The 23,354-nt window shown below is 62.4% G+C and carries 24 protein-coding genes; 6 read left to right on the forward strand and 18 right to left on the reverse strand.

The window, feature by feature from the left end; translation table 11 throughout:
• Nucleotides 1-9: 9 nt before the first annotated feature.
• From ACIPW4_RS15680 to sdhC, 4 genes are read right to left on the reverse strand one after another with little or no spacing between them, the layout of a single operon-like run.
• The gene (locus tag ACIPW4_RS15680; protein WP_172231853.1) at nucleotides 10-714 is read right to left on the reverse strand and encodes a succinate dehydrogenase iron-sulfur subunit; all 705 of its coding nucleotides are present in this window, start codon (nucleotides 712-714) and stop codon (nucleotides 10-12) included.
• An 11-nt stretch (nucleotides 715-725) separates the two neighbouring features.
• Entirely contained in the window at nucleotides 726-2,498 is a 1,773-nt protein-coding gene (gene sdhA, locus ACIPW4_RS15685) for a succinate dehydrogenase flavoprotein subunit (RefSeq protein ID WP_400659237.1), read from the reverse strand.
• 3 nt (nucleotides 2,499-2,501) lie between these two features.
• The gene (gene sdhD, locus ACIPW4_RS15690; protein WP_008091903.1) at nucleotides 2,502-2,870 is read right to left on the reverse strand and encodes a succinate dehydrogenase, hydrophobic membrane anchor protein; all 369 of its coding nucleotides are present in this window, start codon (nucleotides 2,868-2,870) and stop codon (nucleotides 2,502-2,504) included.
• On the reverse strand, nucleotides 2,864-3,250 hold the full coding sequence (gene sdhC / locus ACIPW4_RS15695; RefSeq protein ID WP_008091902.1) for a succinate dehydrogenase, cytochrome b556 subunit: 387 nt from the start codon (nucleotides 3,248-3,250) through the stop codon (nucleotides 2,864-2,866). The genes sdhD and sdhC overlap by 7 nt, the downstream gene beginning before the upstream one ends.
• Nucleotides 3,251-3,601: 351 nt before the next feature.
• Between sdhC and gltA the strand changes: the two genes are divergently transcribed.
• Nucleotides 3,602-4,891 (forward strand): citrate synthase, encoded by a 1,290-nt coding sequence (gene gltA, locus ACIPW4_RS15700; protein WP_400659239.1) that lies wholly within the window; start codon nucleotides 3,602-3,604, stop codon nucleotides 4,889-4,891.
• Between the two features lie 194 nt (nucleotides 4,892-5,085).
• Here gltA and ACIPW4_RS15705 read toward each other — a convergent pair whose 3' ends face one another.
• The 9 genes from ACIPW4_RS15705 to ACIPW4_RS15745 all read right to left on the reverse strand — a co-directional run bounded on the left by ACIPW4_RS15705 (nucleotide 5,086) and on the right by ACIPW4_RS15745 (nucleotide 12,053).
• A complete protein-coding gene (locus ACIPW4_RS15705) occupies nucleotides 5,086-5,691 on the reverse strand; it encodes an START domain-containing protein (protein ID WP_400659241.1) in 606 nt (201 codons plus the stop codon).
• Between the two features lie 33 nt (nucleotides 5,692-5,724).
• A complete protein-coding gene (locus tag ACIPW4_RS15710) occupies nucleotides 5,725-5,979 on the reverse strand; it encodes a YkgJ family cysteine cluster protein (protein WP_400659242.1) in 255 nt (84 codons plus the stop codon).
• A 124-nt stretch (nucleotides 5,980-6,103) separates the two neighbouring features.
• Entirely contained in the window at nucleotides 6,104-6,562 is a 459-nt protein-coding gene (locus tag ACIPW4_RS15715) for a hypothetical protein (protein ID WP_400659244.1), read from the reverse strand.
• A 65-nt stretch (nucleotides 6,563-6,627) separates the two neighbouring features.
• The gene (locus ACIPW4_RS15720) at nucleotides 6,628-8,070 is read right to left on the reverse strand and encodes a PLP-dependent aminotransferase family protein (RefSeq protein ID WP_400659246.1); all 1,443 of its coding nucleotides are present in this window, start codon (nucleotides 8,068-8,070) and stop codon (nucleotides 6,628-6,630) included.
• 226 nt (nucleotides 8,071-8,296) lie between these two features.
• A complete protein-coding gene (locus ACIPW4_RS15725; protein WP_400659248.1) occupies nucleotides 8,297-9,109 on the reverse strand; it encodes an OmpA family protein in 813 nt (270 codons plus the stop codon).
• The gene (locus ACIPW4_RS15730; protein ID WP_400659249.1) at nucleotides 9,106-9,459 is read right to left on the reverse strand and encodes a DUF4398 domain-containing protein; all 354 of its coding nucleotides are present in this window, start codon (nucleotides 9,457-9,459) and stop codon (nucleotides 9,106-9,108) included. Before ACIPW4_RS15730 ends, ACIPW4_RS15725 begins: the two co-directional genes overlap by 4 nt.
• Nucleotides 9,460-9,468: 9 nt before the next feature.
• The gene (locus tag ACIPW4_RS15735; RefSeq protein ID WP_400659251.1) at nucleotides 9,469-10,290 is read right to left on the reverse strand and encodes a substrate-binding periplasmic protein; all 822 of its coding nucleotides are present in this window, start codon (nucleotides 10,288-10,290) and stop codon (nucleotides 9,469-9,471) included.
• An 83-nt stretch (nucleotides 10,291-10,373) separates the two neighbouring features.
• A complete protein-coding gene (locus ACIPW4_RS15740; RefSeq protein ID WP_400659253.1) occupies nucleotides 10,374-11,303 on the reverse strand; it encodes an electron transfer flavoprotein subunit alpha/FixB family protein in 930 nt (309 codons plus the stop codon).
• Nucleotides 11,304-12,053: an electron transfer flavoprotein subunit beta/FixA family protein gene (locus tag ACIPW4_RS15745; protein ID WP_400659254.1), complete on the reverse strand. Its 750-nt coding sequence runs from the start codon at nucleotides 12,051-12,053 to the stop codon at nucleotides 11,304-11,306.
• Nucleotides 12,054-12,584: 531 nt separating this feature from the next.
• Between ACIPW4_RS15745 and ACIPW4_RS15750 the strand changes: the two genes are divergently transcribed.
• Nucleotides 12,585-14,267 carry an electron transfer flavoprotein-ubiquinone oxidoreductase gene (locus tag ACIPW4_RS15750; protein WP_400659256.1) on the forward strand — a complete coding sequence of 561 codons (1,683 nt, stop codon included), beginning with the start codon at nucleotides 12,585-12,587 and terminating at the stop codon, nucleotides 14,265-14,267.
• A 72-nt stretch (nucleotides 14,268-14,339) separates the two neighbouring features.
• On the opposite strand, the gene ACIPW4_RS15755 is transcribed toward ACIPW4_RS15750, so the two are convergent.
• The 5 genes from ACIPW4_RS15755 to ACIPW4_RS15775 form a co-directional block, all read right to left on the reverse strand.
• Nucleotides 14,340-14,741, reverse strand: a complete 402-nt coding sequence (locus tag ACIPW4_RS15755; RefSeq protein WP_400659257.1) for a type II TA system antitoxin MqsA family protein — start codon at nucleotides 14,739-14,741, stop codon at nucleotides 14,340-14,342.
• A 2-nt stretch (nucleotides 14,742-14,743) separates the two neighbouring features.
• Nucleotides 14,744-15,040, reverse strand: a complete 297-nt coding sequence (locus ACIPW4_RS15760; protein ID WP_400659259.1) for a type II toxin-antitoxin system MqsR family toxin — start codon at nucleotides 15,038-15,040, stop codon at nucleotides 14,744-14,746.
• Nucleotides 15,041-15,133: 93 nt separating this feature from the next.
• Nucleotides 15,134-16,459, reverse strand: coding sequence for an MFS transporter (locus ACIPW4_RS15765; RefSeq protein ID WP_400659261.1), 1,326 nt, complete (start codon nucleotides 16,457-16,459; stop codon nucleotides 15,134-15,136).
• Between the two features lie 69 nt (nucleotides 16,460-16,528).
• Nucleotides 16,529-17,008 carry a histidine kinase gene (locus ACIPW4_RS15770; protein WP_400659262.1) on the reverse strand — a complete coding sequence of 160 codons (480 nt, stop codon included), beginning with the start codon at nucleotides 17,006-17,008 and terminating at the stop codon, nucleotides 16,529-16,531.
• A 171-nt stretch (nucleotides 17,009-17,179) separates the two neighbouring features.
• The gene (locus ACIPW4_RS15775) at nucleotides 17,180-17,656 is read right to left on the reverse strand and encodes a sigma-70 family RNA polymerase sigma factor (protein ID WP_400659264.1); all 477 of its coding nucleotides are present in this window, start codon (nucleotides 17,654-17,656) and stop codon (nucleotides 17,180-17,182) included.
• A 204-nt stretch (nucleotides 17,657-17,860) separates the two neighbouring features.
• Between ACIPW4_RS15775 and ACIPW4_RS15780 the strand changes: the two genes are divergently transcribed.
• From ACIPW4_RS15780 to ACIPW4_RS15795, 4 genes are read left to right on the forward strand one after another with little or no spacing between them, the layout of a single operon-like run.
• Nucleotides 17,861-19,018 carry an efflux RND transporter periplasmic adaptor subunit gene (locus ACIPW4_RS15780; RefSeq protein ID WP_400659265.1) on the forward strand — a complete coding sequence of 386 codons (1,158 nt, stop codon included), beginning with the start codon at nucleotides 17,861-17,863 and terminating at the stop codon, nucleotides 19,016-19,018.
• Complete coding sequence (locus ACIPW4_RS15785; RefSeq protein ID WP_400659267.1) at nucleotides 19,019-20,983, forward strand: MacB family efflux pump subunit; 1,965 nt, start codon at nucleotides 19,019-19,021, stop codon at nucleotides 20,981-20,983.
• Nucleotides 20,984-20,986: 3 nt separating this feature from the next.
• Nucleotides 20,987-22,402, forward strand: coding sequence for an efflux transporter outer membrane subunit (locus ACIPW4_RS15790; protein ID WP_400659269.1), 1,416 nt, complete (start codon nucleotides 20,987-20,989; stop codon nucleotides 22,400-22,402).
• A 55-nt stretch (nucleotides 22,403-22,457) separates the two neighbouring features.
• On the forward strand, nucleotides 22,458-23,348 hold the full coding sequence (locus tag ACIPW4_RS15795) for a siderophore-interacting protein (protein ID WP_400659271.1): 891 nt from the start codon (nucleotides 22,458-22,460) through the stop codon (nucleotides 23,346-23,348).
• Nucleotides 23,349-23,354: the final 6 nt, after the last annotated feature.

The following is a 23,354-nucleotide window of genomic DNA, read 5'->3' on the forward strand; positions in this document are numbered from 1 at the left end:
CGCTTTGTATCAGGTGCCGCTTTGCAGCAGCATGTTACGTACGTGACCGATTGCCTTCGTCGGGTTCAGACCCTTGGGGCAAACGTTGACGCAGTTCATGATCCCGCGGCAGCGGAATACGCTGAACGGGTCATCCAGGGACGCCAGGCGCTCCTGGGTCTTGGTGTCGCGGCTGTCGGCCAGGAAGCGGTAGGCCTGCAGCAGAGCGGCCGGCCCCAGGAATTTGTCCGGGTTCCACCAGAACGACGGGCAGGAGGTCGAGCAGCAAGCGCACAGGATGCACTCGTACAGACCGTCCAGCTTGTCGCGGTCTTCCGGCGACTGCAGACGCTCGATGGCAGGAGCAGGGGTGTCGTTCTGCAGGAACGGCTTCACCTTCTCGTACTGCTTGTAGAAGATGCTCATGTCGACCACTAGGTCACGAATGACCGGCAGGCCTGGCAGCGGGCGCAGAATCAGCTTGTTGCCCTTGACCACACCCGACAGCGGGGTGATGCAGGCCAGGCCGTTCTTGCCGTTCATGTTCATGCCATCGGAACCGCAAACGCCTTCACGGCAGGAGCGACGGTACGAGAAACCCTCGTCCTTCTCCTTGATCAGTGCCAGCACGTCCAGCACCATCAGGTCCTTGCCACCGGTATCGACGTCGAACGACTCCATCTTGGGCGCCGAGTCGGTGTCCGGGTTGTAACGATAAACTTCGACTTTCAACATAGCAGCCACCCTTAGTAAGTCCGGACTTTTGGTTCGAAGGCTGGAACAGTCTTCGGCGCAAAGTTGACGCCACGCTTGGCGACGCGCTTCTCACCCGGGTAGTACAGGGTGTGGCACAGCCAATTTTCGTCGTCACGGTCTTCGAAGTCTTCACGGGCGTGAGCGCCGCGGGACTCTTTGCGGGCTTCGGCCGCAATGGCAGTAGCTTCGGCGACTTCCAGCAGGTTCTGCAGCTCCAGCGCTTCGATACGCGCGGTGTTGAAGGCCTGGGACTTGTCGTTGATCTTGACGTTGGCGATGCGCTCACGCAGGCCGGCCAGCTGCTCGATACCCTTCTGCATGTATTCGCCAGTACGGAATACACCGAAGTAGTTCTGCATGCAGCTCTGCAGCTCGCGCTTCAGGCTGGCAACGTCTTCGCCAGTGGAGCGCTCGTTGAGCTTGCTCAGACGGCTCAGGGCAACGTCGATGTCGGTGTCGCTGGCGTCGAGATGCTCGATGCCATCGCTCAGCGCCTTTTCCAGGTGCAGGCCGGCAGCACGGCCGAACACCACCAGGTCGAGCAGCGAGTTGCCGCCCAGGCGGTTGGCACCGTGAACCGATACGCACGCCACTTCACCTACGGCGAACAGGCCAGGAATGATGTGATCCTTGCCTTCTTCGTCCATGGTGATGGCCTGGCCATGAATGTTGGTGGCAACGCCACCCATCATGTAGTGGCAGGTTGGAACGACCGGCACCGGCGCGACCACAGGGTCGACGTGGGCGAAGGTCTTGGACAGTTCGCAGATACCTGGCAGGCGGCTGTGCAGCACCTCCTCGCCCAGGTGGTCCAGCTTCAGCAGTACGTGGTCCTTGTTCGGGCCCACGCCGTTGCCGGCGATGATTTCCTTGACCATGGAACGGGCGACCACGTCGCGGCCGGCCAGGTCTTTCGCGTTCGGTGCGTAACGCTCCATGAAGCGCTCGCCGTGGGCGTTGATCAGGTAGCCACCCTCACCGCGGCAACCTTCGGTGACCAGTACACCGGCGCCGGCGATGCCGGTCGGGTGGAACTGCCACATCTCGATGTCCTGCACAGGCACACCGGCGCGCAGGGCCATGCCGATACCGTCACCGGTGTTGATCAGGGCGTTGGTGGTGGACGCGTAGATACGGCCCGCACCGCCAGTCGCCAGAACAGTGGCCTTGGACTTGATGTACATGGTTTCGCCGGTTTCGATGCAGATCGCGATCACACCGACAAAGGCGCCTTCCTGGTTCTTCACCAGGTCAACGGCGTAGTACTCGTTGAGGAAGGTGGTACCGGCTTTCAGGTTGCCCTGGTACAGGGTGTGCAGCAGCGCGTGACCGGTACGGTCGGAAGCGGCGCAGGTACGGGCAGCCTGACCACCCTTGCCGAAGTCCTTGGACTGGCCACCGAACGGGCGCTGGTAGATACGGCCGGTTTCGGTACGCGAGAAAGGCAGACCCATGTGGTCCAGCTCGAAGACTGCAGCCGGGCCTTCCTGACACATGTATTCGATAGCGTCCTGGTCACCGATGTAGTCGGAGCCCTTGACGGTATCGTACATGTGCCAGCGCCAATCGTCGTTCGGGTCGGCCGAAGCGATGGCGCAGGTGATGCCGCCCTGGGCGGACACGGTGTGCGAACGGGTCGGGAAGACCTTGGTGACTACGGCAGTCTTGTGGCCGCCTTGAGCCAGTTGCAGCGCAGCGCGCATGCCGGCGCCGCCACCACCGATGATGATGGCGTCGAAGGAAATGGTTGGAATGCTAGCCATGGATCAGATACCCCAGAGAATCTGCACACCCCAGACGAAGTAAGCGAACATCGCAACGCCGCATACCGCCTGGAACAGGAAACGAATCGCAGTTGCCGACTTGCCGAACGACATAGGCGTCAGGTAGTCGGTTGCAATGGTCCACATGCCGACCCAGGCGTGAGCGCCCAGGGCAACGAGGGCCAGCAAGCTGAAGATCCGCATCGCGTTGTTGGAGAACAGACCGTGCCACTGGGTGTAGTCGATGCCTGGGTGGGCGACCACGTAGCCGATCAGGAATATGAAGTAAGCCGCGAGAACGACCGCAGATACGCGCTGCGCCATCCAGTCATAGAGGCCCGAACGCGACAGGTTCGTGACATTGGTTACCATACCCAAACTCCCACCAGAACGATCAGCACCACGGAGATGACGATCACGATTTTCGAGCCCAGCTTGCCGCCTTCCAGCGTCTCACCGATACCCATGTCCATGATCAGGTGACGAACACCTGCCACGAGGTGATAAAGCAGGGCGGACAGCAGGCCCCAGGTCACGAACTTGGCCAGCGGGCTGGTCAGACACGCCTTCACCTCACCGAAGCCTTCCTCGGAACCCAGCGATTTGCCCAGTGCATAAAGCATGATGGCAAGGCCGATGAACAGGATGACGCCGGAGATACGGTGCAGAATGGACGTGTACGCAGTGACAGGAAGCTTGATGGTCCTTAGGTCTAGGTTTACAGGTCGTTGGCTTTTCACGGCTTTTTTCACACTGAAGAGCCCCTAGCGAATCAGGGCAAAGTTGTTGGTAAGTGTACTGGTCAGGTACCCACCACCCAGGGAACGGCGACCCCCAGCAGTTCGGGCTTGCAAGCCCCTGGGAGTCGGGTGCCGAGTATAGACAGTTAGGCTGCTTATGACAACGTGACGGGGTAGCCCAAATAGCGGATTGCCTTTAGTGAGCAAAAGGCGTAAATGGGCGAGAAATTCGTGAAAAATCAGGCCTTGAAGGCCGTTTCAACCAGCCTTTAGGCAAATTGACATTCGAATTTACTTCTCTATAGTGGTGCGGGCCCTGCGTGGGGGGCTGTCTGATGATTTCAAGCATTAATAGGAGGCCACATGGCTGACAAAAAAGCGCAGTTGGTCATCGAGGGCGCTGCCCCCGTCGAGCTGCCCATTTTAACCGGCACCGTTGGTCCTGATGTAATCGACGTCCGCGGGTTGGGGGCCACTGGTCACTTCACCTTCGACCCTGGTTTCATGGCAACTGCCTCGTGCGAGTCGAAGATCACCTACATCGACGGCGACAAGGGCGTGCTGCTGCACCGCGGCTACCCGATCGAACAGCTCGCCGAGAAATCGGATTACCTGGAAACCTGCTACCTGCTGCTCAACGGCGAACTGCCGAATGCCGAGCAGAAGGCCCAGTTCGTCAGCACCGTGAAGAACCACACCATGGTTCACGAGCAGCTGAAGTCCTTCTTCAACGGTTTCCGCCGCGACGCTCACCCGATGGCGGTGATGTGCGGCGTGGTCGGCGCCCTGTCGGCGTTCTACCACGACTCCCTGGACATCAATAACCCGCAACACCGCGAAATCTCTGCGGTGCGCCTGGTCGCCAAGATGCCGACCCTGGCCGCGATGGTTTACAAGTACTCCATGGGCCAGCCGATGATGTATCCGCGCAACGACCTGTCGTACGCGGAGAACTTCCTGCACATGATGTTCAACACCCCGTGCGAGATCAAACCGATCAGCCCGGTGCTGGCCAAGGCAATGGACCGGATTTTCATCCTCCACGCCGACCACGAACAGAACGCCTCCACGTCCACCGTGCGCCTGGCAGGCTCCTCGGGCGCCAACCCGTTCGCCTGTATTGCTGCCGGCATCGCTGCACTGTGGGGCCCGGCCCACGGCGGCGCGAACGAAGCGGTCCTGACCATGCTCGATGAAATTGGCGATGTCTCGAACATCGACACGTACATCGCCAAGGCCAAGGACAAGAACGACCCGTTCAAGCTCATGGGCTTCGGTCACCGGGTCTACAAGAACCGCGACCCACGTGCCACCGTGATGAAGCAGACCTGCGACGAAGTCCTGGGCGAGCTGGGCATCAAGAACGATCCGCAGCTCGAACTGGCCATGCGCCTGGAAGAGATCGCCCTGACCGATCCGTACTTCATCGAGCGCTCGCTGTACCCGAACGTCGACTTCTACTCGGGCATCATCCTGAAGGCGATCGGCATTCCGACCAGCATGTTCACCGTGATCTTCGCCCTGGCTCGTACTGTCGGCTGGATTTCGCACTGGAAAGAAATGCTCTCCAGCCCGTACAAGATCGGCCGCCCTCGCCAGTTGTACACCGGCGAGCTGCAGCGCGACATCGTCGAGCTGAAGGACCGCAAGTAAGCGCTACGCGCCGAACGCAAGAAGGCTGCCCTCGGGCAGCCTTTTTTATTGATATGCGATCTCTGTAGGAGCGGCCTTGCGTCGCGAATGGGCCGCGACGCGGCCCCAGCAATCTCGGGCAAGCCACAAATCCTGGGGCCGCTGTGCAGCCCTTTCGCGACACAAGGCCGCTCCCACATGGACCGCGCCAAACCTCAGTTTTTTTCGGCCCGCTCACGCAACCCTTTGAGAGTATTGAACGGCGAGTCGACCACGAATTTGTTGGCCACCATCGCAGGCACGCTGCCACCCGGCTCTGTGTGCACTTGATAGGTCACCTCGGTACTGTCGCCTTTGGGCACCAGCTTCCAGAAGCCCTGCACTTTCGTCACCCGCACAAAGCCCTTTTCTTCCGGGATGTAGGTCGGCTCTTCGACCAGGTTGCGGGTCAGGCTGCCGTCAGCCCCCTTGACGGTGGTGACATGTAACACGGAATCGCGCGGCGTCACCGGCCACGGCGTATTGAACTGGGTGTAGGTCCAGCTCTGGTCGCCTTCGTGCTTGAGCAGCTTTTGCGACTTGCATTCGTGAATCCACGAACAGGCTCCAGCCACATCTTCCTGCAGCGCCTGGACCTTGGCCAACGGCGCCTTGATCAGGGTCACGCCCTGGTAAGCCTTGTACTTCGAGCCCGGCACCTCACTGAGCGAGACCTTGATCCCCTCCTCGTCCTTGGCCACCTGCCAGTTTTCGGCCCAGGCGGCCGGCGCCAGCAGGACACCCATGCCACACAGCAGTGCAATACGCTTGAACGATCTCATCATGTTTATCCTTGTTGTCGAAGATCCAGCCTCTCACGCCGCCGTCATCTGCTCCCACCAGCCAAGAATCCTGATCGCCTCGTCGCGATCATTGCCACACACCTCGATATCCGCTTTGAATCCACCACACACTGCCGGCCGCTCGGGCTTGCCGAACAGGTCGCAGAGGTTTTCTGCAGTCAGGTGCAGGCAGCGCTCGCCCGCCGGCTTGCCCTGAGGCATGCGCGGCATCGCCGAGCTGATGGACGGGGCGATGCAGCAGGCACCACAACCCTCACGACAATTCATGGCTAAAACAGGACTCCCTGGAGCAAAACGGAACGAACGTCCCTGGATAGTAACCGCTCAAACATGCGTTTGAAATTACTGGCCCGATGAAATCTGCCGTGACTCGGCAGTCAGTTCAACCCATTCAATTACGGAACTCGAACTCGATTGCCGCACCTTCGACATCGTGCCGACTGTCGTTGCGCAACTGCAGCTGCATCTCATTGCTGATCAGGCGACCGTTGAGCTGGAACGGGCTGTCGCTGGTTTCCGGCTTCTCGGTGAACATCGCCGGCAACAGAGGCTTGCGTCGTGTCGTCGGGTCACCCACTTCAGGCTCGAGATTATCGACCATGCCCCGTGGCAGGCTCAGGTCCAGCCTGGCCTTTGGCAATGGCTGCTTGACCACCTCGCTGACCGGTTTGGGTTTAGGCTTGACCTTTGGCTTGGCCTTGGCCGCAGGCTTGGCTTTAGCCGCAGGCTTTGCCGCTTTGTCATGCACCGCTTGCGCCTGGTCAGAAGGCTGCGCAGCCTGGACCACAGCACAAGGCAGGCCGTACAGCGCAATACAAATAATCAAGGCGACACTACGCAGCAGGTTCATGGACATCGACGGCAGGCGGGGCTGGAAAGTGCGTATGCTCTCTGTTCCGACCGTCGCTGGCAAGCCTACAAAAACGTGGGCTGCGATTCCCTGCACAATTGCTGGGCCAACAGCCCTAGCGTGATGACCGCCCGTTCGGCCTCCTTGTTCCATGGAATGCCGCAGTTGAGCCGTATGCAGTGGTTGAACTGCTCGGTATTACTGAAGATCAGGCCGGGGGCGATGCTGATGCCCTGCTCCAGCGCACGTACATGCAGCTCCTGAGTATTGACCCGCCCAGGCAGGCTGACCCAGAGGATGAAACCGCCGGTTGGCCGGGTCATCTGGGTACCTTCGGGGAAGTGCTGCTGCACCGCCAGCTGGTAGGCACTGAGGTTCTTGCGGTACTCCTGGCGGATATAGCGCAGATGCCGGTCGTAGCCACCATTCTCCAGGTACGCCGCTACACCCATCTGGGTCACGCTGCACGCCGAGTGGGTAGTGAAAGTCTGCAAGCGCTGGATTTCATCCTGATAACGCCCCGCCACCATCCAGCCGACCCGCACCCCGGGTGAAAGGGTCTTGGAAAAGCTCGAACAGTAGATGACCCGGTCCAGCCGGTCGAAAGCCTTGAGCGCCTTGGTCTTGCCTTGCTCGAACATCAACTCGCCGTAGATGTCGTCTTCGACGATCTGGATATCGTAGTCCGACGCCAGGCGCAGCAACTGCTTCTGCCGCTCCTCAGGCACTGTGCCACCCAGCGGGTTGCTCAGGCGCGAAGTCAGCACCAGGGCCTTGATCGACCACTGGTTGGCGGCCAGTTGCAGGGCTTCGAGGCTGATGCCGGTAGAGGGATCACTTGGAATCTCGATCACCTTCAACCCCAGCAGGTCCGCCAGCTGCAGAAGCCCGTAATAAGTCGGCGATTCGGCCGCGATCAGGTCACCCGGGCGAGTCAGCACCCGCAGCGACATCTGCAAGGCATCGACACAGCCATGGGTGACGATCACTTCACGCGGGTCGACCAGCACGCCGGCATCGCGCATACGGATCGCGATCTGCCGTCGCAGCGGCTCGAAACCGGGGCTGAACATGTAGCTGAAGGCACGCGGGCTGTGAAAGCGGGTGACCTTGGCGATCTGCTGGTGCAACGCGCGCACCGGCAGGTAGTCAACGTGCGGCACGGCGGCGCCGAACGGGAACACACCATCACGACGCGCCTCGGTCAACACCTGCTGGATGATACTGGCACGCGTGACCAGGCCGGGGCGCTCGACCCGGGCGATATCCGGCGTCTGCGCAGTAAGGGCGGGCGTCTGGTGCACGTAGTAGCCCGACTGCGGCCGGGCACGGATCAGGCCCTGGTCCTCGAGATTGGCGTAGGCCTGCAACACCGTGGCATGGCTGACGTTGAGCTGGGCGCTCATCTTGCGCACGGAGGGTACGCGTTCGCCTGGCTGGTAGACACCTCGACGGATGTCATCGGCCAGTTGCTGGGCGATACGCTGGTACAGCAGCAGGTTGGTCATGGCGAAATCTCGGCACACGGGCTCGTTGTTCTTGTACGACTCACTGACGGTAGAGCATACCGTAACAGTTGCAAAGTGTACTGGGACAGATGGCAGTCAAGGCCAAATATAATGGCGTGACACCTGTCTAAACGATTAGTCCGTGCAGCGCGATGTAAAGCGGGGCCGCTTTGCGGCCCATGCCGGCTAGCGCGGCTCCCACAGGGAATGCAGCTGCGCAACTACATCAGCGCGCAGGAGCGAGTCGACCCTTGTCATCGGAGAACACGATTTCCACCCGACGGTTTTGCGCCCTGCCCCGCTCCGAGGCATTGGCCTCGATCGGATACTGATCGCCATAGCCTTCGACCTGCAGGCGCTTTTCATCGACCCCCAGGTCGACCAGCATGTCGGCCACCGACTGGGCACGGTCGCGCGACAGTTTGAGGTTGTCTTCCGGGGTACCGGTGCTGTCGGTATAGCCTTCGATCCGCACCACGCGACGTGGATTGAGCTGAAGGAACTGCACCAGCTTGAGCACCGTGCGGCTGGCCGAGTTTTTCAGGTCGGCACTGCCGGTGTCGAACAGCACATCACTCAGGGTCATCACCAGGCCGCGGTCGGCCTGCTCCGAGGCCAGCGCAGCAATCTGGTTCTCTACCCATTTGCCCTGCTGCTGCACACTGGCCAGCTTGGCCTCACGCAGGGCCAGCTGCAGACGTTGGCGTTCGAGGTCGAGCTTGGCCCGACGCTCCTCGTTCAGCGCCAGCTTGGCGTGCTCGCTGGCAATCTCGCTGTAGCGCTGGCTCAGGTAGGCATAATGGCGCACGTCGCTGCCCGTGCCGATGTAGCTGGACAAACGCTCGGCGCGCGACAACGACTCACCGGCGCGGATCACATCACGCGGGGCGCTGCGCAGCACATCGGCATCGTCCTTGACCTTCTGGAATGCCGCAGTCGCGTCATCCAGCGCCGCCGAGCTACGCTGGCTGGCACAGCCCTGCAAGCCAGCCGTCAGCGCCAGCAGTGCCAGTGCGGCTTTCGCATTGAAGCGCATCATGGCTGCACCTCCAGCTGCTTGCGCAGGCGCTTGACCCGCGTCTGCAGCAGCTGCAGCTGCTCTTCGCTCTTCTGGTTCAGCACCTGCGCCTCGGCCAGGCGTGCGTCCAGTTCGGCCTGCTCGGCACGCATGCGCGCGTCGCGGTAGTCCTCGGTCAGCATATTGCTCTTGGCCCGGGCGAATTTGTCTTCGGCCAGCTTCAACGGCTCGACCTGGTCGGTGGCTCCGACTGCCTTGGCCTGCTCCAGGGCCTGCTCGGAAATTCGCATCTGTTCATTGGGCGCCGGGTCGTTGGCGCAGCCAGCCAGGCCGAGCATGGCCACGGCTAGGATCAGGGATTGGGTTCTCACGCACTCTTCCTAATGTTTTGGGGCGTCCGCCTGTACTTGCATCTGCGCTTTCCAACGCTCGACATTACGTTGCAGCACGGCTTCGGACGCACCGGAGATTGGCAATTCTGTCAGCTTTTTCGCCAATTGCCCACGCAACCACGCGTCATTGCAGGCCGAATTGTGCGACACGGCCAGGTACAGGCCTGGGCGATCCACCGGCAAACCGCGCGCGATGAGGTTGTTGCTCATGCCCAGGCCCTGAGTCATGGCCATGCCCGAATAGCGCCCGGCCAGCACATAGTCGACCTGGCCGAGTACCAGCTTCTGGAAGGCCTGGGTGAGGTTCTGCGCCGGCACCAGCTTGAGCTGGGACTTGGCAAAGGCGGTGAACGCCGGGGTCAGGCGCGCACGCTCCGAGAGGCTGCCCTGATAATTGGCAAGGTCTGCCGGGCCGTCGAACGCCAGCGTGGCGTCATGGCGTGTCCAGACCAGGTACTCGTTGAGCTGCAAAGGTGGGTGGATGTAGTCCAGCGCAGTCAACTGATCCACTTGCATGGGGGTATCGAGCAGCAGGTCCATGCGCCCGCTGCGCACCTCTTCCAGGGCCTGATCGCGCCGGCCGGCACTGAGCACCTCGACTTTCACCCCCAGCTCGCCGAGCACCTGGCGCAGCAGGTCGACATTGGCACCGATCAGGTGTTTCGGGTCTTTCGGGTCCTGCCAGGAATATGGCGGAGCGTCCGGGCTGCCAGTTGCCACCAGCCGCTCGCACTTGCCTGCCGCCATCACCACCGGCGACAGCAGCGCCGCCATGCATGCCAGCACCCTGCCCGCTTCGCGCAACACCATTCTTCACTCCTTGCCACCGACAACAAAAAAGCCCGACCCTCCGCTTGAGAGGGTCGGGCTTCTTTATAAGTGAAGCAGGCGGATCAGACCAGCTTTTCCAGCTCTGGAACTGCTTCGAACAGGTCGGCAACCAGGCCGTAATCAGCCACCTGGAAGATCGGCGCTTCTTCATCCTTGTTGATCGCGACGATCACCTTGGAATCCTTCATGCCGGCCAGGTGCTGGATCGCGCCGGAGATACCGACCGCGATGTACAGCTGTGGCGCAACGATCTTGCCGGTCTGGCCGACCTGCATGTCGTTCGGCACGAAGCCTGCGTCGACTGCGGCGCGCGAGGCACCGACGGCAGCGCCGAGCTTGTCCGCCAGGCTGTACAGGTGCCTGAAGTTGTCACCGTTGCCCATGCCACGGCCGCCGGATACGACGATCTTGGCAGCGGTCAGCTCTGGGCGGTCGGACTTGGCCAGCTCTTCGCCAACGAAGGCCGAGATGCCAGCGTTGTGCGCAGCAGCGACCGCTTCGACGGCAGCCGAGCCACCTTCGGCGGCCACGGCGTCGAAACCGGTGGTACGCACGGTAATGACCTTGACCGCAGCGCTCGATTGCACGGTGGCAATGGCGTTACCGGCGTAGATCGGGCGTTTGAAGGTATCGGCGGACTCGACCGAAATGATCTCGGAGATCTGGTCGACATCCAGCAGCGCGGCGACGCGCGGCAGGACGTTCTTGCCGTTGGTGGTGGCCGGGGCCAGCACGTGACTGTAACCGCTCGCCAGCTCTTTGATCAGCGGCGCTACGTTTTCCGGCAGGAAGTGGGCGTAGGCGGCATTATCGGCCACCAGCACCTTGGCCACGCCAGCAATCTTGGCAGCGGCTTCGGCAACGCCACCGACGTTTGCGCCTGCGACCAGCACGTGGATATCACCACCGATCTTGGCGGCAGCGGCGACGGTATTCAGGGTAGCCGGGGCAACGGCACCGTTCTCGTGTTCAGCGACAACCAGGATAGTCATTTAGATTACCTTCGCTTCGTTCTTCAGCTTCTCGACCAGTTCGGCCACCGATTTGACCTTGATGCCAGCGCTGCGGGCAGCCGGGGCTTCAACCTTCAGGGTCTTGTTGGTGGAGGCGAGGGATACGCCCAGCGCGTCTGGAGTCACAGTCTCCAGCGGCTTCTTCTTGGCCTTCATGATGTTCGGCAGCGACGCGTAGCGTGGCTCGTTCAGGCGCAGGTCGGTGGTGACGATGGCGGGCAGGTTCAACGCAACGCTCTGCAGGCCGCCGTCGATTTCACGGGTGACGTTCAGCTTGTCGCCAGCGACTTCGACCTTGGAGGCGAAGGTGCCCTGGGCGAAGCCGGTCAGCGCGGCCAGCATCTGGCCGGTCTGGTTGTTGTCACTGTCGATGGCTTGTTTGCCGAGGATGACCAGCTGTGGCTGCTCTTTGTCGACAACGGCTTTCAGTGCCTTGGCCACGGCCAGGGAATTGAGCTCGTCTGCGGCTTCGACCAGGATGGCGCGGTCAGCACCCAGGGCCAGCGCGGTACGCAGTTGCTCCTGAGCAGTGGTCGGGCCGACGGAGACGACGACGATCTCGGTAGCGACGCCCTTTTCCTTCAGCCGTACGGCTTCTTCCACGGCGATTTCGCAGAAGGGGTTCATGGACATCTTGACGTTTGCAAGGTCGACGCCGGAGTTGTCCGCCTTGACGCGAACCTTGACGTTGTAGTCGACCACTCGTTTGACAGCTACAAGAACCTTCATGGATTCCTCGTTACTCTCCGGTGAATAGATAGTCGCCTGGGCTGAGCCCGGCGATGCGCGTGGGTACAAGGGCACCTCTAAAAACGTACCGGGAGAGGCAAACTTCATGGTGACCGAACAGTCTTGTCGCGACTGTTGCGGCAAATACCCACGGGTCATTTTCTGTGGTGGCGTGTAAACTCCACTACAAAACGGCCAAAGGCCGCAAAACCCTGCTCCACACCTGGTCTTTAGAGGTGTACCTGCAGCCCGGCTGCAAGCCTACGGCGAACGTAAAACCGCTCGTATCTTGACCGCTACACCCAATCCGGTCAATACGGCAAATCGGTCACCCTCCAGCCGCGTTCCAGTGATTTTACTGGGCTCCGGCAAATTCAAACAAACGTTTGTATTGGACCCACCAAGTGGTGTAGATATAATGCGCGCCAAGACAAAACGGTGTAGTCCGTCCATTGCGTAGCTACAGTTTCGCGCCAGTGAAGCGCCGCTGCACGCAAGCACCCATAAGACAAAGCAACAGCACGAGCCTTGATGAGTAGGAGAGAACCTGTGGAACGCGAATACATGGAATTCGACGTGGTCATCGTCGGCGCAGGCCCTGCGGGCCTGTCCGCCGCCTGCCGCCTGAAGCAGAAGGCCGCCGAAGCCGGTAGCGAGATCAGCGTCTGCGTGGTGGAAAAAGGCTCCGAAGTAGGTGCTCATATTCTTTCCGGCGCGGTCTTCGAACCGCGCGCCCTGAACGAACTGTTCCCCGACTGGAAGGAACTCGGCGCGCCGCTGAACACCGAAGTGAAGCGCGACGACATCTATGTGCTGAAAAGTGCCGACAGCTCGACCAAGGTCCCGGACCTGTTCGTGCCCAAGACCATGCACAACCACGGCAACTACATCATCTCCCTGGGCAACCTGTGCCGCTGGCTGGCTCAGCAGGCGGAAAACCTGGGTGTGGAGATCTACCCGGGCTTCGCTGCCCAGGAAGCGCTGTTCGATGAAAACGGCGTGGTCCGCGGCATCATCACCGGCGACCTGGGTGTCGACCGCGAGGGCAACCCGAAAGACGGCCTGTACACCCCCGGCATGGAACTGCGTGCCAAGTACACCCTGTTCGCCGAAGGCTGCCGCGGCCATATCGGCAAGCAACTGATCAAGCGCTTCAACCTCGACAGCGAAGCCGACGTTCAGCACTACGGCATCGGCCTGAAGGAAATCTGGGAAATCGACCCGGCCAAGCATGAGCAGGGTCTGGTGGTGCACACCGCCGGCTGGCCGCTGGACGTGACCAGCAAGGACAACACCGGCGGCTCGTTCCTCTACCACTTGGAAAACAACCAGGTGGTGGTCGGCCTGATCGTCGACCTCTCCTACGCCAACCCATACCTGTCGCCGTTCGACGAATTCCAGCGCCTCAAGCACCATCCGGTGATGAGCCAGTACCTGGAAGGCGGCAAGCGCATCAGCTACGGTGCCCGCGCCATCTGCAAGGGCGGCCTGAACTCGCTGCCGAAGATGGTCTTCAACGGCGGCGCCCTGATCGGTTGCGACCTGGGCACCCTGAACTTCTCGAAGATCAAGGGCAGCCACACCGCCATGAAGTCTGGCATGCTCGCCGCCGAAGCGGTGGCTGACGCACTGGCTGCCGGTCGCGAGGGTGGCGACCAGCTCGACGGCTACGTGAGCGCGTTCAAGGCCAGCTGGTTGTACGAAGAACTGTTCGCCAGCCGTAACTTCGGCCCGGCACTGCACAAGTTCGGCCCGCTGCTCGGTGGTGCATTCAACTATGTCGACCAGAACTGGTTCGGTGGCAAGCTGCCGTTCACCCTGCACGACACCAAGCCAGACTACGCCTGCCTCAAACTTGCATCCGAGTCGAAAAAAATCGACTACCCGAAACCGGACGGCAAGCTCAGCTTCGACAAACTCAGCTCGGTATTCCTCTCCAGCACCAACCATGAAGAGGAACAACCCTGCCACCTGAAGCTGACCGACCCGAACGTGCCGATCGCCAGCAACCTGCCGCTGTACGACGAGCCGGCCCAGCGTTACTGCCCGGCGGGCGTGTACGAAGTGGTCACGCAGGAAGACGGCAACAAGCGCTTCCAGATCAACGCGCAGAACTGCGTGCACTGCAAGACCTGCGACATCAAGGACCCGGCACAGAACATTACCTGGGTCACCCCTGAAGGCGCTGGCGGGCCGAACTACCCGAACATGTAAGGCCGCTGTCCCTTGCAACATCAAAAAGCCCCCGGTTCGCGAGAGCCGGGGGCTTTTTGATGCTGCCTGTCATCACGCTGTACGCACTTCCTCGAACAGTTCAGGGTGGCGATCCAGCAGCTTGAGCAGCTTTACAAGCGCCACAGGCGGTGTGGTCTTGCCGTTTTCATAACGAGAGAACGCATTGACCCCCCCACCGAAAATTTCCCCCGCCTCACGCTGGTCGAGGTCGAACTTCCTGCGCATGGATGCAATGAATGAAGGATCTACAACATTTGAATTGACCTGACGCTCGAACGCCGTCATCAGATCACTGACACGCATGGCCTCATCATGGCTCAGCACACACTCACCACAGGCAGAACAGTAGTCGCCGCTCACATCTGGGATTACGGTTGTCTCTCCCTTGTAGCGATAGGGCATACCTTGAGTGTCAGGGGCGAGTTCCGCACCGCCGCAAATTGGACATCTCATGATTACAACTCCTTGAAAGACACGATGAGCACGTCGTCTACCACGGACACTTTCAGGTAAACGTATCCAACGGCTGTGAGTGGGCGATAAACGTCCTGCCAAACCCCGTGATCAGTGTGGCTTGTCATGCTCTTGTAGAAATCAGTGCGCTTCAAGCAGGTGATCACCTCAAGCATGCCCGGAAAATCCATCCCTAGCGCCTTGGCACCTCTCAATGCAGCGCCGGTAGGACTTATGCGCCTTGCCGCAGCCAGGGCTTTCACCCGCTCCAGCGGGCAATGTGGCGTTCTCTTTTCCATGAGAAATTAACCTTCCAGGTTAAATTTGGCTAATAGGTTATTCCAATAACCCCGCCTGGAAGCTTGCCTCATTGCCCCGCCAGCACTACCGAGTCATTTGTCACCGCACATGATCGGCATAGGCTCCGCCGCGAACGCCAATGGCTCGCGACGCCCGAAGTACAAGGCGGTCAGCAGCCCCACCGCACCCATGATCAGACAAAAACCGACACACACCCACGGGCTCCACGGCATCAGCGCGATCAGCGCCAACGGCGTGGTGCTGGCCCACAACGCGTAAGCCACGTTGTACGTGAAGGAAATCCCCGAGACGCGGATCTCGGCCGGGAACAGCCCGACCATTACTGACGGCACCACCCCCACCACACCGCAGGCCAGCCCAGCCAGCGCGTAGGCCAGCCAGGTCATGCCCCACTGCCCCACCAGGCTGGCGTACAGCGCACCGATACCCAACGGCAATAGCAGGCTGTAGATCATCAGTGCGCGCCAGGCGCCGAGGCGGTCGACCAGTAACCCGGCCAGTACGCAGCCGATGTTGAGAAAGACGATGCCCACGCTGCTCAAGGCGAAGGTATGCCCTGCCGTCATGCCGAAACGTTGCTGCATCACCGTCGGGGTGATCACCACCAGCACCACCACCGCCGACGTCAGCACACAGGTCAGCAGTGCCGCCGGGATCAGCGCCGAGCGGTGCTCGCCCAGTACACGCCGCAGCGGAAACCGCACCGGTTTCGCCTGACGCTCGCGCAAGGCCAGGAACACCGGCGTCTCGCTGAGCCAGCGGCGCAGCCAAACACCGATCACGCCAAACACCCCACCGAGCAGGAACGGGTAACGCCAGGCGTAATCGAGAATCTCCTGCGGCGTGAACACCTGCGCCAGCAGCGTCGCAGTCAGAGCGCCCAGCAGGTAGCCGAACGTCAGCCCCGCCTGCAGGAAGCCCAGCGCATAGCCGCGACGCCCGTCTGGCGCATGCTCGGCGACGAAGGTCCAGGCACTGGGCACTTCACCACCCACCGCGGCGCCCTGCAGGATGCGCAGCGCCAACAAGATCAGTGGTGCCGCATAGCCAATGTCGGCATAGGTGGGCATCACCCCGATCAACAGGCACGGAAAGGCCATCATCAGGATGCTCAGGCTGAACACCCGCTTGCGCCCCAGGTGGTCGGCAAAATGGGCCATCAGGATGCCGCCCAGCGGCCGCGCCAGGTAGCCGGTAACGAAGATGCCGAAGCTCTGCAGCAGGCGCAGCCACTCGGGCATTTCCGGCGGGAAGAACAGCTGGCTGAGAGTCAGGGCAAAGAACACGAAGATGATGAAATCGTAGATTTCCAGCGCGCCGCCCAGTGCCGCCAGGCCCAGGGTCCGGTGGTCGCCGCGGCTGAACCGGGGCGGGCGAGCGGTATCGATGGCAGTCATGGAAGGGTCCGCAGATCGGCAAAGGGCAAGAGGATAGCAAATGCCCGTCGCCTTGCCTTACCCACGCCACTAACGGCTGAAGACGGTGTGGCCGAAGTTCCTCGGTTTGCGCGCGTGGACCGCACCGGCAGCAAGCCCGGAAGGCAGGGCTATCTTGCCGACCAGCACCGGGCCGTCGATGATCGCCATGAAAGATTGCAGCGCGTCGTTGTCCGGCACCTGCGGCAGACTCACGCTGACGGCATGGCGCTCGGTCTGAGGCACGACAGGCACTTTCAGGTGTTGTGAGTGATAAAGCAGGGCGTGCTGGATCTGCGAGCTGACCCGGCAGAACCGCGCCAGATCTACGCCAGCATGGCTGGCCAGCTCGATGTTGCCCAACAGCAGGTTGAACGGTTGCAAGGCGCATTGCACCAGGCGCTGCAACTCTTCAAACGATTCGACCGGGGCGATCCGGTAATAGCCAAGGCCATTGAGCAGTTTTTCCAGCTGCAGGCGCTGTTGCGGGTGCTCGTCGGCAATAAGGATGCGCAGGGTCTTGTTTGTCATTGTCGGACCTGGGCCGTCAGGTGAATGAGGGACAACTCCCTGACCAAACTGCGCCAGCAACAGGCAAACACCAGGGCTGCACCTGGTGGGGTCAAATTAGATAGTTGTCGGGAAACCGGGAGAAATCAAGTGGCCATCACACAGAATTTTCACCTGCCTTTCACCCCGCATTCAGGATTCCCACTGCCGCATGCGCACGCGGCAATGCTTCATGGCATTGACGATGTGCTTTTCCACCACGCTGCGGGAGATGCCCAGGCGCTCGGCGATTTGCTGGTGTGACAGGCCATCGAGCTTGCGCAACAGAAAGCAGTCCCGGCACACCTTGCTCAGTTCATCCAGCGCCTTTTGCATCAAGGCCAGGCGCTGATCCAGCTGCATGTCCTGGTGCAATTCGGCACTGAGCAAACGTCCATCGGCATCCAGTGCATCCAGTGATTCGGCCTGGCGAACCTGGTGGCGCCGGTGCCGATCGATCACCAGGTTGAGCGCCGTACGGTAGAGGAACGCTCGCGGATGCTCGATCTGCCCGCTGTCGCCACGCTCCAGCACGCGCAGATAGGCATCGTGGGCAACGTCCTCCGCAGCCTGGCGATTGCCCAGGCGCACACTCAGGAAGCTCACCAGTTCGCGATAGTAATGTTCCACAACAGCACCTGAAATCGTCCTTGCAACTCACATGCGGGACTGAGTGATACCGGGACGTGATAGTACAAATTATAACTATTCTCAGCAACACGCCTTCTACTCGATCGATCAAGCTAAATCCGGCCGGCCAGGCTTCGTTTATCTGGGACTTCGGTGCGCACCTCGATTGGCAGCGCATCACCACTACCCAGGCTGGAAGTCCGCATGAGCCGTTTAACCTCCCCCCGACGCAAGTTAATACTCGCTGGCGTCGGCTTGTTGAGCCTGGGCTGCCTGCTGGCCTGGCAAGCCCTGCCCTTCGGCGCACAACCGCTGGGCACCGTCACGGTCACACGGGCAGACATCGAAAGCAGCGTGACTGCCCTGGGCACCTTGCAACCCCGGCGTTACGTAGATGTGGGCGCCCAGGCGTCCGGGCAGATCCGCAAGTTGCACGTGGAAGCGGGCGACCCGGTACGCCAGGGGCAACTGCTGGTCGAGATCGACCCCTCCACCCAGCAGGCCCGGCTGGATGCCGGGCGCTTCTCGATCGACAACCTCAAGGCCCAGCTCGCCGAACAGCGCGCGCAATTCGAGCTGGCCAGCCAGCAGCTCAAGCGCCAGCGCGATCTTGCCGCCGCTGGCGCCACCCGTGATGAGGATGTACAGGCCGCTGCTGCCCAGCTCAAGGTCACCCAGGCGCGTATCGACATGTTCCAGGCACAGATCCGCCAGGCCCAGGCCAGCCTTCGCAGTGACGAGGCGGAACTGGGCTACACGCGCATCTACGCGCCGATGGACGGCACGGTGGTGGCCGTCGACGCCCGTGAAGGCCAGACTCTCAACGCCCAGCAGCAGACGCCCTTGATCCTGCGCATCGCCAGGCTGTCGCCCATGACGGTCTGGGCCCAGGTCTCCGAGGCCGATATCGGCAAGGTCAAACCCGGCATGACCGCTTATTTCACCACGCTGTCCGGTGGCAAACGCCGCTGGAACAGCAAGGTGCGGCAAATCCTGCCGATTCCGCCAAAACCACTTGAGCAGACCAGTCAGGGTGGCGGCAGCCCGGTCAACGCTACCAGTCAGGTGGTGCAGTACACCGTGCTGCTGGATGTCGACAACCCGGACGGCGCCCTGATGGCCGACATGACCACCCAGGTGTTCTTCGTCGCCGGCCAGGCCAGCCAGGTCCTGACAGTGCCCCTTGCCGCGCTGGACGACACCGGCGACCTGCACATGGCGCGGGTGCTAGACCCGCACGGCAAGGTGGTGCAGCGCCAGGTGCGCACCGGCCTCAGCGACCGCCTGCGCATTCAGGTACTGGACGGTCTCAGCGAAGGCGAGCAGCTGTTGATGGGCGCCCCCAGCGCCAGCGGAGGCTGAATGAGCACGCCGCTGATCGAGCTGGTCGATATCCGTAAATCCTACGGTGGCCAGGACACCCCGAAGGTCGATGTATTGCGCGGCATCAGCCTGAGCATCCACCCCGGGGAGTTCGTTGCCATCGTCGGTGCCTCCGGCTCGGGCAAATCGACCTTGATGAACATACTCGGCTGCCTGGACCGCCCGACTTCGGGCAGCTACCGCTTCGCCGGCAAGAACGTGGCCGAACTGGGTAACGATGAACTGGCCTGGCTGCGCCGCGAGGCATTCGGCTTCGTGTTCCAGGGCTACCACCTGATCCCTTCGGGTTCGGCCCAGGAAAATGTCGAGATGCCGGCCATCTATGCCGGCACGCCCGCCAGCGAGCGGCATGCCCGTGCCACCGCCCTGCTCGCCCGCCTGGGCCTGGCCAGCCGCAGCGCCAACCGCCCGCACCAGCTCTCGGGCGGCCAGCAGCAACGGGTATCGATCGCCCGGGCGCTGATGAACGGTGGCCACATCATCCTCGCCGACGAACCCACTGGCGCGCTCGACAGCCACAGCGGCACCGAGGTCATGGCGCTGCTCGACGAACTGGCCAGCCAGGGCCACGTCATCATCCTGATCACCCACGACCACAAGGTGGCGGCGCGGGCGCAGCGGGTGATCGAAATCCGCGACGGCCAGATGATCAGCGACACCGCCACCGATCAGGCACCCAGCCCTCCCCGCCAAGGCCTGCAAGCCGATGACCTGCGCCAGCGCCTGGACCGCGGCGCGACGCTGCGAGGGGCCTGGAAAGGCGAACTGGTCGAAGCCCTGCAAGCCGCCTGGCGGGTAATGTGGGTCAACCGCTTTCGCACCGCCCTGACCCTGCTCGGCATCATCATCGGGGTTGCCTCGGTGGTGGTCATGCTGGCGGTCGGCGAAGGCAGCAAACGCCAGGTGATGGCACAGATGGCCGCCTTCGGCTCGAACATCCTCTACCTCAACGGCAAGCCCGCCACACTGGGCGAACCTGCCGGCACCATTACCCTCGATGACGTCGCCGCCATCGGCCAGCTGCCACAGGTCAGGCAGATCATGCCGGTGCTGGGCGAAAAGGTGATGGTGCGCCACGGCAACAACAGCCAGCATTATTACGTGGGCGGCAACAACAACCAGTTCCCGCTGATCTTCAACTGGCCGGCAGTCGAAGGCGCGTTCTTCACCGACGCCGACGAAGCCAGTGGCGCAGCAGTGGCCGTGATCGGCCAGAAGGTCCGCCAGCAGATGCTCGAACCGGACCGCAACCCCCTTGGCCAGTACATCCTGATCGGCAATGTGCCGTTTCAGGTCATTGGCATCCTCGCTGGCAAAGGTGCCAGTTCCGGCGACCAGGATGCCGACGGGCGCATCGTGGTGCCCTACTCGGCAGCAGCAATCCGCCTGTTCGGCCAGCGCGACCCCGATTACATCACCGTCGCCGCCGTCGACGCCGCGCGTGTCGATGAAACCGAAGCGGCGGTCGATCGCCTGCTCCGCCAGCGCCATCAGGGCCGTCACGATTTCGAACTGACCAACTCGGCCGCGCTGATCCAGGCCGAGGCACGCACCCAGAACAGCCTGTCGCTGATGCTCGGGGCGATTGCCGCGATCTCGCTGCTGGTCGGTGGCATCGGGGTGATGAACATCATGCTGATGACCGTGCGCGAGCGCACCCGCGAAATCGGCATCCGCATGGCCACAGGCGCGCGTCAGCACGACATCCTGCGCCAGTTCCTCAGCGAGGCGGTGATGCTGTCGATGGTCGGCGGCATGGCCGGCATCGGCCTGGCCCTGCTGGTCGGCGGCGGGCTGATGCTGGCCAAGGTTGCCGTGGCCTTCACCCTGCCCGCCATGCTCGGTGCCTTCTTCTGCGCCGTTCTCACCGGCATCGTGTTCGGCTTCATGCCGGCCCGCAAAGCCGCCCGACTCGACCCGGTCAAAGCCCTTACCAGCGAATAACCCATGACCTTGCCAAGCCGCATCAGCCTGTTGTCCCTGTGCCTGGGCCTCGCCGCCTGCAGCCTGCCGCCCGCGCCAGCCAGTGGCATCGCTGCCCCGCCGGCCTGGCAAGGGGCGACCGTCCAGGCCTCTGCCAGCCTGCCTTCGGCCCAATGGTGGCGAGCCTTCGACAGCGCCGAACTGGACCGGCTGGTCGAGCGCGCCCGGGACAATGCCCACGACCTGGCCGCCGCCACGGCGCGCGTGCGCCAGGCCCAGGCCCGTGCGGTGATCGCCGGAGCGCCATTGCTGCCGGAGCTCAAATTCGAGCTCGACGGCAGCCGCCAGCGCCTGTTGCATGGCGAGGGCTACGACCAGCTCGATGTCAGCCAATACGAACAGACCAGCACGTCGTTCGGCATGCAGCTGGTCGCCAGCTACGAAATCGACTTCTGGGGCGGCCTGCGCGCGGCCCGCTCAAGCGCCTTGCACAGCCTCGACGCCAGCCGCTTCGATCGCCAGACGGTCGAACTGACGCTGGTCAGCAGCGTGGCCACCAGTTACCTGCAGGGTCTTGCCCTGGAAGAGCAGCTGCGCATTGCCCGGCTCAACCTGCGCAACGCCCGCGATGTCATGGCCCTGGTCGAGACACGCCAGCGCGCCGGTTCCGCAACACGCCTGGAACTGGCCCAGCAGCGCAGCCTGGTGGCCGCCCAGGCGCGGCAGGTGCCGCTGCTCGAACAGCAGTGGCAAGACAACCGCGTCACCCTGGCCACACTGCTGGGCGACCCGGTGCAAGCCCTGCCAAACACCCACGAGGCGCTGCAGGCCCTGAACTGGCCGCGCATCGGCAGCGGCGTACCCAGCGAACTGCTCAGCCGCCGCCCGGACATCGCCGCCGCCGAAGCACGCCTGGCCGCCGCCAATGCCAACGTTCAGGTGGCAAGGGCCGCGCTGCTGCCCAAAGTGACCTTGGGCGCCAACATCGGCACCGGCGCACGCACCCTCGCCGAAGTCTTCGACAGCTCGTACTACACCCTGACCTCCGGGCTGGTCGCGCCGATCTTCAACAATGGCCGGCTACGCGCGGCACAGCAGCTGGCCGAAGCCGAGCAGGGCGAGCTGCTGGAAAGTTACCGCAGCAGCATCCTGGCCGGCTTCGCCGATGTCGAGAAGGCCCTGAATGCCATCCACGGCGTTGAACAGCAGCGCCAGTGGCAGGACCAGGAAGTCGAGCAGGCACGTCTGGCCTTCGACCTGGCGCAACGGCGCTACGCCGCCGGGGCCGAAACCTTGCTGAGCGTGCTGGAAACCCAGCGCACGCTCTACCTCGCCCAGGACCAGCAGGCCCAGTTGCGCCTGGCTCGCCTGCAGGGCAGCGTGTCGCTGTACAAGGCGTTGGGGGGTGGCTGGCAGGTAGCGAACGGGGACCAGGGTTAATTCGCCAGACTTGCAGCTCGTTCATAGAGAAAGCCGCTTGCAAGAGGATTTCCCCATGACCCGCTCCGCCAGCATGCTCCAGGCCTGGCAACAAGGCCTGCGCCGCCTGATTCAGGGCCAATCGCCAGGCGCCCGGCCCTACCGCGCGTTCGACCTGGTGCTCGCCCGGCGCATCAGCCTCAGCCCCTCGTTCTCGCGCCTGGTGTTCACCGGCCCGGATGTCGAGCTGATGCACACCCTGGCACCCGACCAGCGCGTGAAGCTGCTGTTCCCGGCCCCTGACGGTTCATTGCCAACCCTGCCCCACGATGTTCACTGGAAGACCGCGCACAGCGCACTACCCGCAGAACAACGCCCGCCCATGCGCACCTATACCATCCGCGCCTTGCGCCCGGATGCCCTGGAAGTCGACGTGGACTTTGTGCTGCACGGGGTCAATGGGCCCGCCTCGGCCTGGGCGACCCAGGCCCAGGAGGGCGACCGGCTGCTGATGGTGGCGCCGAACCTGGCCCATGCCGGTGACCCCGGCGGCTATGAGTGGAAGCCGCCTCAAGGTACCCGCCATGTGCTGCTGATCGGCGACGAAACCGCACTGCCTGCCATTGCCGGCATTCTCGAAGGGCTGGCAGAGCAACAACCCGAAGTGATTGTGGAAGCGTTCATCGAAGTCCCCCAGGAGGCTGACTGCCTGCCCCTGCGCCACAGCGCCAATACCCGCCTGCACTGGCTGCCCCGCGAGCTGCTGCGCTGCGAGCATGGCCAGGCCATGCAGCATGCCGTGCGCGAGCTGGCCAGCCTGCCGCTGGAAAACGCCTTCTATGCCTGGGTGGCCGGGGAGTCGGCGACGGTGCTGGATATACGCCGGTACCTGACCAAACAGCGCGGGCTGCAGCGCGACCGCCTGATGACCATGGGGTATTGGCGCCTGGGTGAAGCCTGCGACTGATCAGGC

This window comes from Pseudomonas sp. NPDC089996 (genome assembly GCF_044748405.1).
GTDB lineage: Bacteria > Pseudomonadota > Gammaproteobacteria > Pseudomonadales > Pseudomonadaceae > Aquipseudomonas.

Coding starts and splice junctions, on each gene's coding strand:
- ACIPW4_RS15680 (WP_172231853.1), bottom strand. CDS start 714: ATGTTGAAAGTCGAAGTTTATCGTTACAACCCGGACACCGACTCGGCG.
- sdhA (WP_400659237.1), bottom strand. CDS start 2,498: ATGGCTAGCATTCCAACCATTTCCTTCGACGCCATCATCATCGGTGGT.
- sdhD (WP_008091903.1), bottom strand. CDS start 2,870: ATGGTAACCAATGTCACGAACCTGTCGCGTTCGGGCCTCTATGACTGG.
- gltA (WP_400659239.1), top strand. CDS start 3,602: ATGGCTGACAAAAAAGCGCAGTTGGTCATCGAGGGCGCTGCCCCCGTC.
- ACIPW4_RS15705 (WP_400659241.1), bottom strand. CDS start 5,691: ATGAGATCGTTCAAGCGTATTGCACTGCTGTGTGGCATGGGTGTCCTG.
- ACIPW4_RS15710 (WP_400659242.1), bottom strand. CDS start 5,979: ATGAATTGTCGTGAGGGTTGTGGTGCCTGCTGCATCGCCCCGTCCATC.
- ACIPW4_RS15715 (WP_400659244.1), bottom strand. CDS start 6,562: ATGAACCTGCTGCGTAGTGTCGCCTTGATTATTTGTATTGCGCTGTAC.
- ACIPW4_RS15720 (WP_400659246.1), bottom strand. CDS start 8,070: ATGACCAACCTGCTGCTGTACCAGCGTATCGCCCAGCAACTGGCCGAT.
- ACIPW4_RS15725 (WP_400659248.1), bottom strand. CDS start 9,109: ATGATGCGCTTCAATGCGAAAGCCGCACTGGCACTGCTGGCGCTGACG.
- ACIPW4_RS15735 (WP_400659251.1), bottom strand. CDS start 10,290: ATGGTGTTGCGCGAAGCGGGCAGGGTGCTGGCATGCATGGCGGCGCTG.
- ACIPW4_RS15740 (WP_400659253.1), bottom strand. CDS start 11,303: ATGACTATCCTGGTTGTCGCTGAACACGAGAACGGTGCCGTTGCCCCG.
- ACIPW4_RS15745 (WP_400659254.1), bottom strand. CDS start 12,053: ATGAAGGTTCTTGTAGCTGTCAAACGAGTGGTCGACTACAACGTCAAG.
- ACIPW4_RS15750 (WP_400659256.1), top strand. CDS start 12,585: ATGAGTAGGAGAGAACCTGTGGAACGCGAATACATGGAATTCGACGTG.
- ACIPW4_RS15755 (WP_400659257.1), bottom strand. CDS start 14,741: ATGAGATGTCCAATTTGCGGCGGTGCGGAACTCGCCCCTGACACTCAA.
- ACIPW4_RS15760 (WP_400659259.1), bottom strand. CDS start 15,040: ATGGAAAAGAGAACGCCACATTGCCCGCTGGAGCGGGTGAAAGCCCTG.
- ACIPW4_RS15765 (WP_400659261.1), bottom strand. CDS start 16,459: ATGACTGCCATCGATACCGCTCGCCCGCCCCGGTTCAGCCGCGGCGAC.
- ACIPW4_RS15770 (WP_400659262.1), bottom strand. CDS start 17,008: ATGACAAACAAGACCCTGCGCATCCTTATTGCCGACGAGCACCCGCAA.
- ACIPW4_RS15780 (WP_400659265.1), top strand. CDS start 17,861: ATGAGCCGTTTAACCTCCCCCCGACGCAAGTTAATACTCGCTGGCGTC.
- ACIPW4_RS15785 (WP_400659267.1), top strand. CDS start 19,019: ATGAGCACGCCGCTGATCGAGCTGGTCGATATCCGTAAATCCTACGGT.
- ACIPW4_RS15790 (WP_400659269.1), top strand. CDS start 20,987: ATGACCTTGCCAAGCCGCATCAGCCTGTTGTCCCTGTGCCTGGGCCTC.
- ACIPW4_RS15795 (WP_400659271.1), top strand. CDS start 22,458: ATGACCCGCTCCGCCAGCATGCTCCAGGCCTGGCAACAAGGCCTGCGC.